17 protein-coding genes and 1 pseudogene are annotated in these 16,888 nt (G+C 72.0%); 5 read left to right on the plus strand and 13 right to left on the minus strand.

Features of this window, described 5'->3' with window-relative positions; genetic code table 11:
- Positions 1-2: 2 nt before the first annotated feature.
- The 4 genes from AMK26_RS04075 to panB all read right to left on the minus strand — a co-directional run bounded on the left by AMK26_RS04075 (position 3) and on the right by panB (position 3,267).
- Positions 3-809, minus strand: coding sequence for an ABC transporter permease (locus tag AMK26_RS04075; protein WP_073751971.1), 807 nt, complete (start codon positions 807-809; stop codon positions 3-5).
- Positions 806-1,801 (minus strand): ATP-binding cassette domain-containing protein, encoded by a 996-nt coding sequence (locus AMK26_RS04080; RefSeq protein WP_073751973.1) that lies wholly within the window; start codon positions 1,799-1,801, stop codon positions 806-808. The genes AMK26_RS04075 and AMK26_RS04080 overlap by 4 nt, the downstream gene beginning before the upstream one ends.
- 73 nt (positions 1,802-1,874) lie before the next feature.
- Positions 1,875-2,252 (minus strand): cupin domain-containing protein, encoded by a 378-nt coding sequence (locus AMK26_RS04085; RefSeq protein ID WP_073751975.1) that lies wholly within the window; start codon positions 2,250-2,252, stop codon positions 1,875-1,877.
- A 151-nt stretch (positions 2,253-2,403) separates the two neighbouring features.
- Positions 2,404-3,267 carry a 3-methyl-2-oxobutanoate hydroxymethyltransferase gene (panB, locus tag AMK26_RS04090; protein WP_073753014.1) on the minus strand — a complete coding sequence of 288 codons (864 nt, stop codon included), beginning with the start codon at positions 3,265-3,267 and terminating at the stop codon, positions 2,404-2,406.
- Positions 3,268-3,653: 386 nt separating this feature from the next.
- Here panB and AMK26_RS04095 point away from each other — a divergent pair, with 386 nt between their 5' ends.
- A complete protein-coding gene (locus AMK26_RS04095) occupies positions 3,654-4,601 on the plus strand; it encodes an endonuclease/exonuclease/phosphatase family protein (protein WP_073753016.1) in 948 nt (315 codons plus the stop codon).
- A gap of 371 nt (positions 4,602-4,972) precedes the next feature.
- The gene (locus AMK26_RS04100; protein ID WP_073751977.1) at positions 4,973-6,196 is read left to right on the plus strand and encodes an MFS transporter; all 1,224 of its coding nucleotides are present in this window, start codon (positions 4,973-4,975) and stop codon (positions 6,194-6,196) included.
- Here the strand turns inward: AMK26_RS04100 and AMK26_RS04105 are convergent.
- Positions 6,162-7,922 (minus strand): NAD+ synthase, encoded by a 1,761-nt coding sequence (locus tag AMK26_RS04105; protein ID WP_198943987.1) that lies wholly within the window; start codon positions 7,920-7,922, stop codon positions 6,162-6,164. The genes AMK26_RS04100 and AMK26_RS04105 overlap by 35 nt on opposite strands.
- Positions 7,923-8,029: 107 nt before the next feature.
- Between AMK26_RS04105 and AMK26_RS04110 the strand changes: the two genes are divergently transcribed.
- Complete coding sequence (locus AMK26_RS04110; RefSeq protein WP_073751979.1) at positions 8,030-8,875, plus strand: alpha/beta fold hydrolase; 846 nt, start codon at positions 8,030-8,032, stop codon at positions 8,873-8,875.
- Positions 8,876-8,922: 47 nt separating this feature from the next.
- On the opposite strand, the gene AMK26_RS04115 is transcribed toward AMK26_RS04110, so the two are convergent.
- The 5 genes and pseudogenes from AMK26_RS04115 to AMK26_RS04135 form a co-directional block, all read right to left on the minus strand.
- A complete protein-coding gene (locus AMK26_RS04115) occupies positions 8,923-9,342 on the minus strand; it encodes a CBS domain-containing protein (RefSeq protein WP_073751981.1) in 420 nt (139 codons plus the stop codon).
- Between the two features lie 146 nt (positions 9,343-9,488).
- The gene (locus AMK26_RS04120) at positions 9,489-10,133 is read right to left on the minus strand and encodes a DUF305 domain-containing protein (RefSeq protein WP_073751983.1); all 645 of its coding nucleotides are present in this window, start codon (positions 10,131-10,133) and stop codon (positions 9,489-9,491) included.
- Positions 10,130-10,780 (minus strand): DUF3105 domain-containing protein, encoded by a 651-nt coding sequence (locus tag AMK26_RS04125; RefSeq protein WP_073751985.1) that lies wholly within the window; start codon positions 10,778-10,780, stop codon positions 10,130-10,132. The genes AMK26_RS04120 and AMK26_RS04125 overlap by 4 nt, the downstream gene beginning before the upstream one ends.
- Before the next feature lie 62 nt (positions 10,781-10,842).
- The gene (locus AMK26_RS04130; protein WP_073751987.1) at positions 10,843-11,238 is read right to left on the minus strand and encodes a hypothetical protein; all 396 of its coding nucleotides are present in this window, start codon (positions 11,236-11,238) and stop codon (positions 10,843-10,845) included.
- Positions 11,239-11,269: 31 nt separating this feature from the next.
- Positions 11,270-12,348, minus strand: a pseudogene (locus AMK26_RS04135) (PP2C family protein-serine/threonine phosphatase).
- A gap of 119 nt (positions 12,349-12,467) precedes the next feature.
- On the opposite strand from AMK26_RS04135, the gene AMK26_RS04140 reads away from it, so the two are divergent.
- Positions 12,468-13,829, plus strand: coding sequence for a glutamine synthetase family protein (locus tag AMK26_RS04140; protein WP_073751989.1), 1,362 nt, complete (start codon positions 12,468-12,470; stop codon positions 13,827-13,829).
- Between the two features lie 60 nt (positions 13,830-13,889).
- Here AMK26_RS04140 and AMK26_RS04145 read toward each other — a convergent pair whose 3' ends face one another.
- From AMK26_RS04145 to AMK26_RS04155, 3 genes are all read right to left on the minus strand, one after another.
- The gene (locus AMK26_RS04145) at positions 13,890-14,291 is read right to left on the minus strand and encodes a DUF4234 domain-containing protein (protein ID WP_073751991.1); all 402 of its coding nucleotides are present in this window, start codon (positions 14,289-14,291) and stop codon (positions 13,890-13,892) included.
- Positions 14,292-14,359: 68 nt separating this feature from the next.
- Positions 14,360-14,665, minus strand: coding sequence for a hypothetical protein (locus AMK26_RS04150; protein WP_073751993.1), 306 nt, complete (start codon positions 14,663-14,665; stop codon positions 14,360-14,362).
- Positions 14,666-14,725: 60 nt separating this feature from the next.
- Entirely contained in the window at positions 14,726-15,328 is a 603-nt protein-coding gene (locus tag AMK26_RS04155; RefSeq protein ID WP_443333137.1) for a helix-turn-helix domain-containing protein, read from the minus strand.
- A 160-nt stretch (positions 15,329-15,488) separates the two neighbouring features.
- Here AMK26_RS04155 and AMK26_RS04160 point away from each other — a divergent pair, with 160 nt between their 5' ends.
- The gene (locus AMK26_RS04160; RefSeq protein ID WP_241837785.1) at positions 15,489-16,832 is read left to right on the plus strand and encodes an MFS transporter; all 1,344 of its coding nucleotides are present in this window, start codon (positions 15,489-15,491) and stop codon (positions 16,830-16,832) included.
- Positions 16,833-16,888: the final 56 nt, after the last annotated feature.

Genomic DNA, 16,888 nt, shown 5'->3' on the forward strand with positions numbered 1-16,888 from the left:
GCTCAGGTCTTCTTGCGGAACCTGGCCACCGCGAGCGGCGCCGTGACGAGCGTGATGCCCGCCGCCCAGGCGAGCGTCACCCACACCGAGTGGGCGACCGGCCCGCCGTTGATCAGGTTCCGGGCGGCGTCCGCCAGGTTCGACAGCGGGTTGAAGTCGGTGAACGTCTCCAGCCAGCCCGGCATCGACGCCGGCGGGGCGAAGATGGACGAGCCGAACTGCAACGGCATCAGCACGAGCATGGCCACCCCCTGCACGGCCTGCGCCGTCTTCATGGTGAGACCGAGCAGGATGAAGATCCACATCAGGGAGGCGCCGAAGACCACCGCCAGTCCGACGGCCGCCAGCAGCTCCAGCACCGACGTCTTTATCTCCATGCCCAGCAGGAAGCCCATGCCGAGCAGGATCGTCGTGGCGATCAGCATCCGGCCGACCTCGACGACGATCTTCGCTATGAGGACCGACGACCGGGCGATCGGCATCGTCCGGAACCGGTCCATCACGCCCTTCTTGAAGTCGTCGTTGACCCCGGTACCGACGGCCATGGCGATGTTGATGCCCATCATCGCCATCAGGCCGGGCGTGACGTAGTTGACGTAGCCGGCCTGGTTGCCCTTGCCGGCGATCGCGCCGCCGAAGACGTACACGAACAGCAGGATGAAGACGATGGGCATCAGCACGGCGTCGAACATCGACTCCGGGTCCTGCTTGATCTGCAGGGCGTTGCGGCGCACGAGAGCGCCGATGTGCCGGGCGTTGGCCCGCAGGCCGATCCGCCCCTCGGCGATGGGAGCAGTCGTGACCCTCACGCGGCGACCTCCTCGGGGATCGTGTCGGACACGGACGGCGTCTTCTCGCCCGTGAGGGCCAGGAACACCTCGTCCAGGCTGGGCAGATGCGTACCGATGTGCGCGATGCCGAAGCCGCGCGCGCCCAGCAGGCCGACGACCGCGGTCAGTTGCTCGTCGCTGAGGATCGGTACGTACAGCAGGCCCTCGTCCGGGACGACCGTCGCCCCCGCGACGCCGGCCAGTCCGCTGTCGCCCAGCGCGCGCGCCATGGCGGGGAGTTGGGCCAGGTCCACGGGCCGGACCTGGAGGGTGCGGCCGCCGACCTTGGCCTTGAGCTCGTCGACCCGGCCGCCGGCGATGACCCGCCCCCGGTCGATCACGGTGAGTTCGTGCGCCAGTTGCTCGGCCTCCTCCATGTACTGGGTGGTGAGCAGGACGGTGGCGCCCTCGGCGACCATCCGCTGGACCTCGTCCCACACCTCGTTGCGGGTACGGGGGTCCAGGCCCGTCGTCGGCTCGTCCAGGTAGAGGACGGCCGGACGGCCGATCATGGAGGCGGCCAGGTCGAGGCGGCGGCGCATACCGCCGGAGTACGTCATGGCGGGGCGCTTGGCGGCGTCCGTCAGCGAGAACCGCTCCAGCATCTCGTCGGCGCGCCGGCGGGCGTCCTTGCGGGACAGGTCGAGCAGCCGCCCGATCATGTACAGGTTCTCCCAGCCGGACAGCTTCTCGTCGACCGAGGCGTACTGCCCGGTGAGGCCGATGGTGCGGCGCAGCTGCCGGGGCTGGCGGACGACGTCGTACCCGGCGACGGTGGCGGTCCCGGCGTCCGGGACGATCAGGGTGGACAGGCAGCGGACGAGGGTGGTCTTCCCGGCGCCGTTGGGGCCGAGCACACCGAGGACGGTGCCTTCGGGTACGTCGAGGTCCACCCCGTCCAGTGCCTTGGTGGCGCCGTAGTGCTTGACGAGGCCTCGTACCTCGACGGCGTTGGTGTCGGATCGTGTCATGCCCCCATGACAGCAGCCGCCACCGACATCTCACCGACAGCGGCTACCGATCACCGACAGATCGCCTACGGGATCAGGAAGTGGACCCCGCGGGCACGGCGTAGTTGCCGAATCCGACCCAGTCGACCAGGACGCAGGGCTCGTCACCGACGACCCAGGCGTCGTGGCCCGGTTCGATGGCCGCGAAGTCACCGGGGCCGACCTCGCCCTCGGTTCCGTCGTCCATGACCACCTTCATCCGGCCGCTGACGACGTAGCAGGCATGCGCGGCCTGGCAGCTGTCGGTGCCCGCGATGGGCTTGACGTGCTTGGACCACTGCCAGCCCGGCTCGAAGACGGCCCGGCCGACCGGGCCCTTGTCGGTGTTGAGCAAATCGAGCTTGCCCTTGCCGTCCTCGAACGGCCGGGTCTCGTCTGCGGAGTCGAAGTTCTTGTGCACGATTCCGGGCATCGTTCACCGCCTCCCGGCGGGCTAATGGGAAGTCCCCGAGTCCACTTCCCAGGCTACGCCCGGCTGCCTCGCAGGCCGACGGTACGGCGACGACAGGCCGACGGCCCGCCGATGGGGGAAGTCGGCGGGCCGTCGTCCGTACCGGGAGTGGCTAGTGGAAGGTGTGCTCCTCCTGCGGGAACGTTCCGCCGACCACGTCGTCGGCGAACGCCCGCGCCGCGTCACCGAGCGTCTGCCGGAGGTCGGCGTACTGCTTGGTGAACCGCGGTACCTTGCCGCCGGTCAGCCCCGCCATGTCCGTCCAGACCAGGACCTGCGCGTCGGTGTCGGGCCCGGCGCCGATGCCGATGGTCGGGATGTGCAGGGACCGGGTGACCTCGGCGGCCAGCTCGGCCGGGACGAGCTCCAGGACCACCGCGAACGCGCCCGCGTCCTGCGCCGCCTTGGCGTCGCGCAGCAGCCGGTGGGCGGCCTCGTCGCCGCGGCCCTGCACCCGGTAGCCCATGGTGTTGACGGACTGCGGGGTCAGGCCCAGGTGCGACATGACGGGGATGCCGGCCTGGACCAGCATCTCGGTCTGCGGCAGCGAACGCTCGCCGCCCTCCAGCTTGACCGCGCCGACGCCCGCCTCCTTGACCAGCCGGGTGGCCGACCGCAGCGCCTGCACGGGGCCTTCCTGGTACGAGCCGAAGGGCAGGTCGCCCACGACGAGGGCGCGCCTGGTGCCCCGTACGACGGCGGCGGACAGGATCGCGACCTCGTCGAGCGTGACGGGGACGGTGGACTCGTAACCGAGGTGGCAGTTGCCCATCGAGTCGCCGACGAGCATGACCGGGATGCCGGCCTCGTCGAACACGGACGCGGTCATCGCGTCGTAGGCGGTCAGCATGGGCCACTTCTCGCCGCGCTCCTTGGCGGCGGCGATGTCATGGACGGTGATGCGGCGAGTGCCCTTGCCGCCGTACAGCGCCTTGCTGCTGTCGGCGGGCTGCTTCGAGGCAGCCTGAAGCGTCATGGTGAACGGCTCCTTCGTCATCTCGAGGCGCCCTTACGGCGTCCCCGGACCACGTCCATGGTGGCACTTCGTGCCGCGCGGGGGGAAGTGGGTGCGCGGCCATCCCCGCCGGGGCCCCGGAGGAGGGCGGCCGGCCTTCGTTTTGTGCGCGTTCTGTCACAGCGTCCGTTCTTTCCCGGGCACCCGGAACCCGGCGCGCCGCCCCATCGTCCTCGTGGCAGTACGGCCGTCTCCTGATCCCCTAGGGTCGGGTTCCGGGGCGGGGGCGTACGACACAGCACGACGAGCAAGGCAGTGAGGACGGCGGCATGGCGCGGGTGGACGTGACGGAGACGGGGAACGGCAGCGCGCGGGAGCAGCGGCGCACCGGATCCCGGGTCCGGTCGGTGGTCGACCGCTGGCGCCGGGATCCGGGCATCTGGCGGCGGGGCGCCCTGCTCGCCTGCTGCGCCGTGCTGATCGCGCTGCTGATGGTCTTCCACGCGCAGATCCCCAACAAGATCGGCAACCTGGGCAGCCTGACAGAGACGTTCCTGCCGTGGCTGGGCGTCTTCGTCCCGGTGATCCTGGTGGCCGCGCTGCTGCGCCGCTCGGCCACCGCGCTGATCGCCGCCCTGCTGCCCGGCGTGATCTGGCTCAATCTCTTCGGCGGGCTCGTCACCGACAAGTCGGGCGCAGGCGGTGACCTCATGGTCGTCACGCACAACGTCAACGCCGACAACCCCGACCCGGAGGGCACCGCCCGCCAGGTCGCCGGTTCCGGGGCGGACGTGGTGGCGCTGGAGGAGCTCAAGCCCGGCATGGTCCCGGTCTACGAGCGGGCGCTCGCCGACACGTACCCGTACCACTCCGTCCAGGGCACGGTCGGCCTGTGGAGCAAGTACCCGATGAGCGACAGCCGCCCGGTGGACATCCGGCTCGGCTGGACGCGGGCGATGCGCGCCACGGTGACCGCGCCGCAGGGCGAGGTCGCCGTGTACGTCGCCCACCTGCCGTCCGTGCGGGTCAAGCTGAACGCCGGGTTCACCGCCAACCAGCGCGACGACAGCGCCGACGCGCTGGGCGAGGCCATCGTCCGCGAGGACCTGGGCAAGGTGATCCTGCTCGGCGACCTGAACGGCACGATGAACGACCGGTCGCTCAACGCGGTCACGTCCCAGATGCGCTCCACGCAGGGCGCGGCCGGCGACGGCATGGGCTTCAGCTGGCCGGCCGCGTTCCCGATGGCGCGGATCGACCAGATCATGGTGAAGGGCGTCGAGCCGGTCGCGTCCTGGACGCTCCCGGCGACGGACAGCGACCACCTGCCGATCGCGGCCCGCGTCACGCTGTAGGTACCGCCGCCCCGCCCCGCCCCGCCGCGGGGCGCGGTCGCCCTGTCCGGGCGTGCCGCCGCCCCTCCGCCCCGGCCGGGGCGCCGAAGGCGCCGGCAGCGGCCGCCGCGCGCTGCCCGTGCGCGGTTCCGGGCGGCCACGGGTGGGCCGTCGTGCGCGGTGCGGTCGGCAGTCCGGCGGCCGTACGTCCGGGCGCCGGAGTCCTGGGGCCTGGGCGGCCCTCGCCCGCTGCCGGGCGCCCCGCCGCCGGGTCGTAGACCTGGTGGCCATACGCCGTTCACCGCGGGGAACAATCGACGTGAGAGGCTTTGTTCCGTAAGGGAACTTAAGCCCGGACTCCCGCACGTCACCTCTCGAAAGGCCCTGCCCTCATGCCCCTGGCCCTGCTGGCCCTCTCCATAGCAGCCTTCGGCATCGGCACGACCGAGTTCGTCATGATGGGGCTCCTGCCCAACGTCGCGGCGGACCTCCACACCTCCGTCCCCACCGCCGGGTACCTGGTCTCGGCGTACGCGATCGGCGTCGTCATCGGCGCCCCGCTGCTCACCGCCCTCGGCTCCCGCGTCCCGCGCAAGCGGATGCTCCTGCTGCTGATGGCGCTGTTCACCGTCGGCAACCTCGCCTCCGCCCTCGCGCCCGGCTTCGGCACGCTCGTCGCCGCGCGCGTGCTGGCCGGGCTGCCGCACGGCGCGTTCTTCGGCGTCGGCGCGGTCGTCGCCGCCCGGCTGGTCACCGAAGGCCGGCAGGCGCGCGCGGTCGCCACGATGTTCCTCGGCCTGACCGTCGCCAACATCGTGGGCGTCCCCGCCGCGACGCTGCTCGGCCAGCACCTCGGCTGGCGCGCCACCTTCCTGGTCGTCACGGCGATCGGGCTGGTCGCCATGGCCGCGCTCGCCCGGCTGATCCCGTACGTACCCCTCGACGCCCACCAGAGCCTCGGCCGCGAACTGCGGGCGCTCGGCGACCGGCAGGTGCTGCTCGGCCTCCTGACGGCCGTCTTCGGCTTCGCCGGTGTCTTCGCCGTCTACTCGTACCTGGCCTCCATGACCACCGAGGTCATGGGCTTCGGCGAGTCGTCCGTCACCCTCGTCCTCGCCCTCTTCGGCATCGGCATGACGCTCGGCGCGCTCGTCGCGGGCCCGCTCACCGACCGGGCGCTGCGGCCCACGCTGTACGGGTCGCTCGCCGCGCTCGCGCTGGTGCTGGTCGCGTTCCGCTTCACCATGCACGTGCAGTGGGCCGCCCTGGTGACGGTGGTCGTGCTCGGCGCGGTCGGGTTCATGACCACCACCCCGCTCCAGATGCTGGTCATGAACAAGGCCCAGCACGCCCCGACCCTCGCGTCCGCCTCCAACCACTCGGCGTTCAACCTCGCCAACGCGGGCGGTGCCTGGCTCGGTGGCGTCGCCATCGCCGCCGGCTGGGGCTGGACCTCGCCGACGCTCGTCGGCGCGGCGCTGGCGGTGGTGGGCCTGGCGATCGCCGTGACGGCCGGCCTCCTGGACACGGCGAAGGGGGCCTCCCGCGTCGTCGCGGGAAGCCCCCTGCCGGAGCGGCGCGTCAGCCCGTCGTCGTCTCGCGCCAGCGGTTCGTGATCGGCAGGCGCCGGTCCTTGCCGAAGCCCTTGGCCGAGATCTTGGTGCCCGGCGGGTACTGGCGCCGCTTGTACTCCGCCGTGTCCACCAGCCGCAGCGTCCGCGTCACCAACTCCTCGTCGAACCCGGCGGCGACGATCGCGTCCTTGCCCTGGTCGCGGTCGACGTACAGCTCCAGGATCCGGTCCAGCACGTCGTAGTCCGGCAGCGAGTCGGTGTCGACCTGGCCGGGGCGCAGCTCGGCGCTCGGCGGCTTGGTGATGGACGCCTCGGGAATCGGCGGGGTCTGCCCGCGCTCCTCGGCCGCCCGGTTGCGCCACCGAGCCAGCCGGAAGACCGACGTCTTGTACACGTCCTTGATCGGCCCGTACGCGCCGACCGAGTCGCCGTACAGCGTCGAGTAGCCGACCGCCAGCTCGGACTTGTTGCCCGGCGCGAGCACGATGTGGCCCTCCTGGTTGGAGATCGCCATCAGCATCGTGCCGCGCAGCCGCGACTGCAGGTTCTCCTCCGCGAGGCCGGTCAGGCCCAGCGAGCCCATGTACGCGTCGAACATCGGCTCGATGGGTACGGTGCGGAAGTTCAGGCCCGTGCGGCGGGCCAGCTCGGCCGCGTCGCCCTTGGAGTGGTCCGAGCTGTACTTGGACGGCATCGACACGCCGTACACGTTCTGCGCGCCCAGCGCGTCACAGGCGATCGCGGCGACCAGCGCCGAGTCGATGCCGCCGGACAGGCCGATCAGCACGGAACGGAAACCGTTCTTCGCGGCGTACGCGCGCAGGCCCACCACCAGCGCGGTGTACACCTCCTCGTCGTCGTCCAGCCGCTCCGCGTACCCGCCGGCCAGCTCCGGCTCGTACGCGGGCAGCGGCTCCTCCGACAGGATCACCCGCTCGATGGTCAGCCCGTCGTCCACGACGCCCGTCGGCGCGTCCCCGGACGCGGCCGGCAGGTCCAGGTCGAGGATCACGCTGCCCTCGGCGAACTGCGGGGCACGCGCCACGACCTCGCCGTCCTTGTCCACGACGATCGAGTCGCCGTCGAAGACCAGCTCGTCCTGGCCGCCGATCATCGCCAGGTAGGCGAGCGTGCAGCCGGCCTCCTGGGCGCGCTTGCGCACCAGCTCCAGGCGGACGTCGTCCTTGTTCTGCTCGTACGGCGAGGCGTTGATCGACACCAGCAGCCCGGCGTTCGCGCTGCGGGCGGCCGGGACGCGGCCACCGTCCTGCCACAGGTCCTCGCAGATGGCGAGCGCCACGTCGACGCCGCGCACCCGGACCACGGGCATGGTGTCGCCCGGCACGAAGTACCGGAACTCGTCGAACACCCCGTAGTTCGGCAGGTGGTGCTTGGCGAACGACAGCACCACCTCGCCGCCGTACAGCACCGCGGCGGCGTTCTGCGGCGCGCCGGCGGGCTGGCCGTAGCGGGGCTGGGCCTTCTCGGAGCGGTCCAGGTAGCCGACGACGACCGGGAGGTCCCCGAAGCCCTCGTCCGCGAGGCGCGCGGCGAGCGCCCGCAGCGCGCTGCGGGACGCCTCGACGAAGGACGACCGGAGGGCCAGGTCCTCGACGGGGTAGCCGGTCAGCACCATCTCGGGGAACGCGACCAGATGCGCCCCCTGCTCGGCGGAGTGCCGGGTCCAGTGGACGACCGCCTCGGCGTTGGCGGCGAGATCGCCGACGGTCGAGTCGATCTGATTCAGAGCGAGGCGTAGTTGAGGCACGCGGCCAGTGTAATCGTCAGAGCGACACGATGTCCCGGAGGTGTGTGCCACACCGCTCGTGGCAGGCTGGCGTCCGTCCGGGCGCACGCGGTGACGAGGGGGAACGGGTGAGTTTCGTACGGGTCGGCGGAGTGCCGCACCACGTGGTCGTCGAGGGCAGCGGTCCCGTCTGCGTCCTGAGCGCCGGGCTCGCGATGAGCTGGTTCGACTGGGACCCGGTGGTCCCGCTGCTGGCCCCGTACCGCACCGTCGTCCGCTTCGACCGCCCCGGCCACGGCCTGAGCGGCCCGGCCGCCGTGTCGCCGTCCGCGGCCGGCGAGGCGCACCGGATCGCGGGCGTCCTCGACGCGCTCGGCCTGGACGGCCCCGCGACGGTCGTCGGGCACTCCATCGCGGGGTTCTACGCGGAGGCGTTCGCCCGGCTCCACCCGGACCGTGCCGCCGGGATCGTCCTCGTCGACGCGTCCGTCGAGGAGCACGCGCGCGTGCCCGCCGCCCCGGCGCTGCGCACCGCCCTCGCGCGCACCGTCGCCGCCGCGCTGTCCGCCGCCGGGGCGCCCGCCGCGCTCGGTCCGCTCACCCGGCGTGCCGTGGTCCGCCTCTCCCGCCCCGGCCACGCCCCCGACCCGGCCCCCGCCGCGCTCGTACGCCGCTGCTACGGCACCTCCCGCGTGCTCACCGGCGCCCTCCTGGAGAACACCCACTACCGCGCCGTCGCCGCCGAGCTGCTCGCCCTGCGCGAGCGCCACCCCCTCCGGCCGGGCCTCCCCGTCACCGTGCTCGCCGCGCCCGCGTCCCCGCGCTGGACCGGCCGCCAGCGCGCCCTCGCCGACCTGCTCGGCGCCCGCTTCGAGGCCGTACCCGGGGCGGGCCACCTGATGATGCTGGACCGGCCGCGGGCCCTGGCCGGCGCCGTACTCGCGCGGGAGGACGGGCACGCACGGGGGGCGTGACGCGACACGCGCGCCACGCCCCCGCCGTACACCGGGCGGAGCGGCGGTCAGCCCTGCTCGTACACCTTCTCCGCCCAGTTCGCGACCTGGGACTCCGACAGGTGACGGGCGAGATCGGCCTCGCTGATCATGCCGACCAGGCGCTTGTTCTCGATCACGGGGAGCCGGCGGATCTGGTGGCCCTTCATCTCACGCAGGACCTCCTCCACGTCCGCGTTCGCGTCGATCCAGCGCGGCGTGCCCTTCGCCATGTCGCCCGCCGTGACCTGCGCCGGGTCGTGGCCCATGGCCACGCAGCCGACGACGATGTCACGGTCGGTGAGGATGCCGCAGAGCCGCTCGTTCTTGTCGGCGATGGGCAGGGCGCCCACATCGAGGTCGCGCATCATCTGCGCGGCACGGTCGAGGGTCTCGTGTGCGGGGAGCCACTCGGCTCCGGGGTGCATGATGTCCTTCGCGGTGGTCATGGGGTTCGTTTCCTCCGAAACGCCGAATAGCGCCGTACGTCGGTCCCCGAGCGCCTCCATTCTCGTCGCGCCCCCACCGCACCGCGACCGCTGCACCGCCGTACGGCCGCCCCGGGACACCCGGGGCGGCCGTAGCCGGCGGCGCCCTACGGCTTCGCGCCGCGCTTCTTCAGCAGGTCGGCCATCAGCGCGATCTCCGACTCCTGGGCATCCACCATCCCCTGGGCCAGGTCGCGCTCGACACCGGGCCGGCACGTGTCGACGCAGCCCTGTGCCATGTGCACACCGCCCTTGTGGTGCTCCGTCATCAGCCGCAGGTACAGGATCTCCGCCTGCCTGCCGCTGGCCGCCCGCAACTGGTCCAGCTGCGCCGCCGTGGCCATGCCCGGCATCAGCCCGTCGGCGGAGCCGCCCGTGGAGCCGCCCGCGGAGCCATGGTGGGCGCCCATCCAGGCCATCGGCTCAACACCCGGCGTGACCTTCGGCAGGCCCCACATGTCCAGCCAGCCCAGCATCATGCCCCGCTGGTTGGCCTGGGTGTTGGCGATGTCGTACGCCAGCCGGCGCACCTCCTCGTCCTTCGTACGGTCCCGCACGATGAACGACATCTCCACCGCCTGCTGATGGTGCACCGACATGTCCCGCGCGAACCCGGCGTCCGCCGAATCCACCGCCGGCGCGGCCGCGGCGCCGCCGCCGGTCTCCGGGCCCGCCGACGCGACCGTCGCCGCCCCGGCGAAGAGCAGCGCCAGCACCACCGCCGTGACGGCCGCCCACTGCGTACGCGTCACTGCTCGCCCAGCCCGTTGGTGCAGGCGGCACCCGGCTCCGGCGTCTGCGGGCCCTGCACGTACTTGGTGAAGAAGGCGTCCACCCGCGGGTCGTCGGCGCCGTCGACCGTCACCTGCTTGCCCCACGCGCTGAGCATGATCGAGCCGGCCTGGTCCTTGACCGGGCTCATGAAGGTGTAGGACGTCTTCCCGACCTTCTCCTCCAGCTTCTTCACCTCGGCCTCGGGCGCCTTGTCGTTGTACGTCACCCACACCGCGCCGTGCTCCAGCGAGTGCACGGCGTGCTTCTCGGGAACGGGCTTCTTGTAGACGTTCCGGTCGCAGTTCATCCACACCTGGTCGTGGTCGCCGCCGACCGGGGGCTTCATGGGGTACGTGACCGGCGTGGTCACGTGGTTGCGGCCGAGCTTCTTCGCGTCCCAGGACTTCTCGCCCTCGATCGGCGCCTTGGCCGCGGCCGCCCGCTGCTCCTTCTCCTCGTTCTCCTTGTTCAGCACGTATCCGCCGAAGCCCACGAGGCCGGCGACCACGGCCGCGCTGACGGAGATGGTGATGATGCGGTTGCGGCGCTCGCGGGCCTTCTCGGCGCGGCGCATCTCCTCTATCCGGGCACGGCGGTCGGCGGTCGAGGATCGGTTGGCAGCCATGGTGGTTATTCCTTCTCGAAAAGTCGGTGGTCGGTACGGGCTCCGGAACTGCGGCGGGCCGCCTAGGTCCGCAGAACCTGAAGGGCATGGAGGTCCGGCGCGCGTGGCCGGGCCTGGGACGCGGCCGGAGGGCCGGTGGCGGGGTGCGACGTCATCCGTACCACGGCGTCCGGCTGCGGGGGCGGGTCGAGCGGCGGGGCGGTGAGGACGGCCGGGGTGAGGGAGGGGAACAGCCCGCAGTCGCCCCGGTCGTACGGGCAGGTGTACTCCGGCGCCACGGCCTCCGCGGCGGCCACGGCGAGCGTCATTCCGCGCCCGTGGTCCCGGTACCGGTCCCGGTCCGGGACCTCCGTGCCGCCGTGCGGGGCGAGGCAGACGAAGAGCGCGGCGAGCAGCGTCGCCACGGCGCTCATCAGCGCCATGGGACGCTCGACGCGTATGAGCCCCTGGCCCCCCATGGGCGCTGATGTTAATGGGCCACCCGCCCGGTCAGCCATGCCCGTCCGGTGTACTGAGCGCCAGCAGTGCCACGTCGTCGGCGACCTCGTCCGCGTACGACGACAGATCGCGCCACACCGCGCGCACCAGCTCCACCGGCACCGACGGCTGGGTCCGCGTCCGGATCCGCGCCGCCAGCGGGTAGAACGCGCCCGTCGCGTCCCGCGCCTCCGTCACCCCGTCCGTGTGCGCGAGCAGGACGTCCGTCGGCCGCAGCGGCACCGTCACCGCCTCCGGCGCCCGGAACTCCATCAGCCCCAGACCCAGCGGCGCCCCCGGCGCCAGCTCCACCTCACGCGCCCCGTCGCCGTCCACCAGCAGCGGCGCCGGATGGCCGCAGCTGAGGACCCGCACATCGGAGCCGTCTCGGGAAACTCCATGAGCACAGCCGTCGCGAACAGCTCCCCGTCCTCGTGCGTCGCCGAATCCACCACCAGCCGCCGGTCCAGCCGCGCCGCCACCCCGGCGAGCTCCGGCTCGTCGAGCACCGCCTCCCGGAACGTGCCCAGCAGCGCCGACACCGTCCCGACCGCCGCCAGCCCGTGCCCCTTCACATCGGCGACGATCGCCCGCACCCCGTAGGGCCCCGGCTGTACGTCGTACAGATCGCCGCCCACCAGCGTCCCGCGCTCCGCCGCCCGGTACAGCGCCCCGCACCGCACCGGGCCCACCCACTCCGGCATCGGCGGCAGTACGGCGAGCTGCGCCGCCTCCGCGACCGTACGCACCGACACCAACTGCGCGTCGCGCCTGACCCGCACACCCGCCAGCACCACGCTGACCGCCCCGATCAGCCCGAACGCCAGCAGGTCGCCGTAGGTGACGTCGTCGGCCCGGATGGCGGGCATCAGCAGCAGCCCGAAGAGGGTGCCCGCCACCAGGGCGGTGCCGACCATCCCGTACAGCAGCGACGTCAGTGGCGGCACCACGGCGAACGCGAAACCCAGCTGCACGCTCTCGGGCGTGGACAGCTGGACCACCACCAGCAGGACCATCGTCAGCCACGGCAGCAGGCGCAGCCAGGCCGGCGGCCGGCCGGCGCCGGGCAGCTCCTGCGCGCCACGGTCCATGGGACCAGTCTGCGAGGCCTCCGTTACCTACGCCACAGAGCTCCATGCACTATGGGTTCGCAACGTGCACGAAACCGTGTGGTGGCATGCTGGCCTGATCAGCGAGGATGGGTGTGGAAATGGACAAGCAGCAGGAATTCGTACTCCGTACGCTCGAGGAGCGCGACATCCGCTTCGTGCGCCTGTGGTTCACGGACGTGCTCGGCTTCCTGAAGTCCGTCGCCGTGGCCCCCGCCGAGCTCGAGCAGGCCTTCGACGAGGGCATCGGCTTCGACGGCTCGGCGATCGAGGGCTTCGCCCGGGTGTACGAATCCGACATGATCGCCAAGCCCGATCCGGGCACCTTCCAGATCCTGCCGTGGCGGGCGGAGGCCCCGGGGACGGCCCGGATGTTCTGCGACATCCTGATGCCCGACGGCTCGCCGTCCTTCGCGGACCCGCGCTACGTGCTGAAGCGGATCCTGGCCAAGACCTCGGACCTGGGCTTCACCTTCTACACCCACCCCGAGATCGAGTTCTTCCTGCTGAAGAACAAGCCGCTGGACGGCAGCCGGCCGACCCCGGCCGACAACTCCGGCTACTTCGACCACACCCCGCAGAACGTCGGCATGGACTTCCGCCGGCAGGCCATCACCATGCTGGAATCGATGGGCATCTCGGTCGAGTTCAGCCACCACGAGGGCGCGCCCGGCCAGCAGGAGATCGACCTCCGTTACGCCGACGCGCTGTCGACCGCCGACAACATCATGACGTTCCGCCTGGTCATGAAGCAGGTCGCGCTGGAGCAGGGCGTACAGGCCACCTTCATGCCGAAGCCGTTCTCCGAATACCCCGGCTCCGGCATGCACACCCACCTCTCCCTCTTCGAGGGCGACCGCAACGCCTTCTACGAGTCGGGCGCCGAGTACCAGCTCTCCAAGGTGGGACGTTCCTTCATCGCGGGCCTGCTGAAGCACGCGGCGGAGATCTCGGCCGTCACCAACCAGTGGGTCAACTCCTACAAGCGCATCTGGGGCGGCTCCACCCGCACCGCCGGCTCGGGCGGCGAGGCCCCCTCGTACATCTGCTGGGGCCACAACAACCGCTCCGCGCTGATCCGCGTCCCCATGTACAAGCCGGGCAAGACGGGCTCGGCCCGCGTCGAGGTCCGCTCCATCGACTCGGGGGCCAACCCCTACCTGACGTACGCGGTCCTGCTGGCCGCCGGCCTGAAGGGCATCGAGGAGAGCTACGAACTCCCGGCCGGCGCCGACGACGACGTCTGGGCGCTGTCGGACGCCGAACGCCGCGCGATGGGCATCGAGCCGCTGCCGCAGAACCTGGGCGAGGCGATCTCCCTGATGGAGCGCAGCGAGCTGGTCGCCGAGACCCTCGGCGAGCACGTCTTCGACTTCTTCCTCCGCAACAAGAAGCAGGAGTGGGAGGAGTACAGGTCGGAGGTCACCGCCTTCGAACTCCGCAAGAACCTGCCGGTGCTGTAGGCCCGGTTCACGCCCGTGCCGGGCCGGCGGTCGTGAGCCGCCGGCCCGTGGTCCCCGCGGTCAGACGGACAGGGGGACGTGCTCGCCTTCCGCGCGGTGGCCGTGGAGGGCCCAGATCTGGTTCATCTCGTGCTGGTAGTACAGCGGGTGCAGGCTGAAGATGAACACCAGGATGAGGCCGATCCACGGGTTGCAGGTCGGCTGCATCCCGGCCGCCCGCTGCATGCGCGCGATGCGCTCACCCGTGTTGAACACCGAGATGAACGGCGGCACGATCAGGATCCAGCCCAGGGCGATGGCCACCACCGCCATTCCCGGCCGCACCTCGATGCGATCGTCGAAGTCCCGCGCCTCGCGGTTCACCTTGTAGTACCAGACCAGGTGATAGATCCCGAGGGTGATCAGCGGCCAGACGAGCCACACGAGGAAGATGTTCCGGGTCTTGCCGACGCGGCCGGTCATGAGCACCTCCGCTGTGGTCCCTACTCGTCCAGTGCAGCACGACGGGCTGCGTGGCGCGCGTCAGTGCCTCACCGGGCCGCCTGCGGGCCGCTCAGGGCGGGCTCGACGACCTGCTCCGGATGGTGCAGCCACACCTGCTGACCGTGTGCGGTCACGGTCAGCCCGAAGTCCCCGGCCTTGGGCGATCCCAGGGTGATGTGTTCCTGATGCACCCGTTCGACCTCCTGACACAGGTCGCGGGCTCCGTACTCGTACGCGTCCTCGCCGGTGGCGACCGTGGCGGCGGAGCCGTCGTAGTCCTGCACCTGAACGGCGTCACCGTCCCGGTCGGCGTGGACCATGCGCACCCCGGCCAGGCGCGTGCCCGCATACATCGCGAAGCCGAGTCACGCGGCTAGGCCCCGGCGCGGGAGGGGTTCGGTCCCCGGACCGCGTCAGCCGTGGCCGTGTGCGCCGGGGCCGGACGGTGGTGTACGGATGACCGCCTGGTCGCCCCGGGGGCCGAACAGGTGGAGGATCTCCACGGCGGTCGGGCCGGCCGGGCCGAACCAGTGGGGTTCCCTGGTGTCGAACTCGGCCACTTCGCCGGGGCGGAGGACGCACTCCTGGTCCCCGAGGACGAGGCGCAGCTCGCCCGCGAGGACGTACAGCCACTCGTAGCCGTCGTGGGTCACCAGCTTCGGCTCGCGGGGGGCCAGTACCTGCTTGAACACCTGCACCCGGCCCGGGTACTGCGTCAGGGGGACGAGGACGCTGCCGGGGCCCTTGGGCAAGGGCTTGAGGTGCACCCGGGGGTCGCCGGTGACGGGGGCGGACACCAACAGGTCCAGGGCGACGCGGTGCGCACGCGCGAGCGGGATGAGCAGGTCCAGGGTCGGGCGCCGTTTGCCCGACTCCAGGCGGGACAGGGTGCTCACCGAGATGCCGGTCGTCGACGCGAGCGCCTCCAGGGTCAGTCCACGGTCCCGGCGCAGCGTGCGCAGCCTCGGTCCGATGCCGTCGATCGTCTGCTGGGTCTCCGCGTCCATGCGGACCATTTTGCGGTCTCCGCAAAGTCGCTGGGTGCCGGCCGCCCCCCGAGCCGAGCATGGCCACCGGACGCTTTGTGGACGTGAGAGGCAGGCCGTGACCGCGACGACTCATCCCCTTCAGCCCGTTCGGCTTCAACCCGGCTTCAGTGCGCGGAGGCGATGGACGGTGCTCGCCGTCTGCTGCCTCAGCATGTTCCTGGTGGGCCTGGACACCACCATCGTCAATGTCGGCCTGCCGGAGATCGGGCGCGCCCTGGGCATCGGGACCCGCGGTCTCGAATGGGTCGTGGACGCGTACACCCTCGTCCTGGCCGGTCTGCTGATCTCCTCCGGTGCGCTGGCGGACCGTTTCGGACGCCGACGCGTCTTCCAGGCCGGGCTGGCCGTCTTCGGCACCGCCTCCCTGATCTGCGCCATCGCCCCTTCGGCAGGCGTACTCACCGCGGGCCGCGCCCTCCAGGGCGTGGGCGCCTCGATGCTCAGCCCGGTGGCCCTCGCGATCGTGGTGAACACGATGCCCGACCCGAGGGAGCGCGCGCGGGCGATCGGTGTGTGGGCGTCGGTCTTCGGGGTCAGCATGGCCGCCGGCCCCGTCGCGGGCGGCGCCCTCATCGACGCCTTCGGCTGGCGGGCACTGTTCTGGATCAACGCGCCGGTCATCGTCGCAGCCCTCGTCCTCAGCGCGGTGTTCGTGCCGGAGTCCCGGGCCCGGCGGGCACAGCGGCTCGACCTCCCGGGCCAGGCGCTGCTGACCGCGGCCATCGCCGTATCGGTCGGCGTCCTCATCGAGGGGCCGCGCATCGGCTGGACGTCACCCCTGGCGCTGGGCGCGTACGCGTTCGCCGCCGTGGCCGTCGCCGGATTCGTGTGGGCCGGGTTCCGCAGCCCCGAGCCGTTGATCGATCCACGGCTGTTCCGGCACCGGGTCTTCAGCGGCGCGGTCCTGGGCGCGGTGGCCGTCTTCGTCGCCCTGAACGTGACCCTGCTGCTCACCACCCTGTACCTGCAGGACGGCCGGGGATGGACGCCCCTGGCCGCCGGGACGGCGACCCTGCCCATGGCGGTCGGCGCGACCGTGTGCGCCCCCTGGTCCGGCCGCCTCGTCGGCCGGAGAGGACCGCGACCGCCACTGCTGCTGGCCGGCGGCTTCATGACGGCCGGCGGACTGAGCCTGGTCGGGCTCGACCAGGACACCGGCGTGCCGCTGCTCCTGCTGGCCTACGCGCTCATCGGTATCGGGTTCGGCTTCGCCAACGCCCCGATCACCAACACCGCCGTGAGCGGGCTGCCGCCGAGCCGCGCCGCCGTCGCCGGAGCGATCACGTCCACCGCGCGCCAGGTCGGTGCCGCGCTCGGCATCGCCATCGCCGGCGCCCTGGTCGCGGGCGCCGCACCCACGGGCCTCGCGCACGCGTCCCGCCCGGGCTGGGCCCTGGTCGCCGCGTGCGGACTGTTCCTGTGCCTCGTGGCCCTCGCGTCCCGGCCGGGGAAGGGCCCCGCGAAACCTTGACGGCACGTCGGACAAACCGGGGCACGCGGCGCCCGGCTGCGCTAACGTCCGCGCGC

The organism is Streptomyces sp. CB03234 (assembly GCF_001905885.1).
GTDB lineage: Bacteria > Actinomycetota > Actinomycetes > Streptomycetales > Streptomycetaceae > Streptomyces.

Excerpts from the sequence above, each read along its gene's own strand:
- AMK26_RS04080 (WP_073751973.1), bottom strand. The coding sequence starts at position 1,801 with ATGACACGATCCGACACCAACGCCGTCGAGGTACGAGGCCTCGTCAAG.
- AMK26_RS04085 (WP_073751975.1), bottom strand. The coding sequence starts at position 2,252 with ATGCCCGGAATCGTGCACAAGAACTTCGACTCCGCAGACGAGACCCGG.
- panB (WP_073753014.1), bottom strand. The coding sequence starts at position 3,267 with ATGACGCTTCAGGCTGCCTCGAAGCAGCCCGCCGACAGCAGCAAGGCG.
- AMK26_RS04100 (WP_073751977.1), top strand. The coding sequence starts at position 4,973 with ATGCCCCTGGCCCTGCTGGCCCTCTCCATAGCAGCCTTCGGCATCGGC.
- AMK26_RS04115 (WP_073751981.1), bottom strand. The coding sequence starts at position 9,342 with ATGACCACCGCGAAGGACATCATGCACCCCGGAGCCGAGTGGCTCCCC.
- AMK26_RS04125 (WP_073751985.1), bottom strand. The coding sequence starts at position 10,780 with ATGGCTGCCAACCGATCCTCGACCGCCGACCGCCGTGCCCGGATAGAG.
- AMK26_RS04130 (WP_073751987.1), bottom strand. The coding sequence starts at position 11,238 with ATGGGGGGCCAGGGGCTCATACGCGTCGAGCGTCCCATGGCGCTGATG.
- AMK26_RS04140 (WP_073751989.1), top strand. The coding sequence starts at position 12,468 with ATGGACAAGCAGCAGGAATTCGTACTCCGTACGCTCGAGGAGCGCGAC.
- AMK26_RS04145 (WP_073751991.1), bottom strand. The coding sequence starts at position 14,291 with ATGACCGGCCGCGTCGGCAAGACCCGGAACATCTTCCTCGTGTGGCTC.
- AMK26_RS04150 (WP_073751993.1), bottom strand. The coding sequence starts at position 14,665 with ATGTATGCGGGCACGCGCCTGGCCGGGGTGCGCATGGTCCACGCCGAC.
- AMK26_RS04155 (WP_443333137.1), bottom strand. The coding sequence starts at position 15,328 with ATGGTCCGCATGGACGCGGAGACCCAGCAGACGATCGACGGCATCGGA.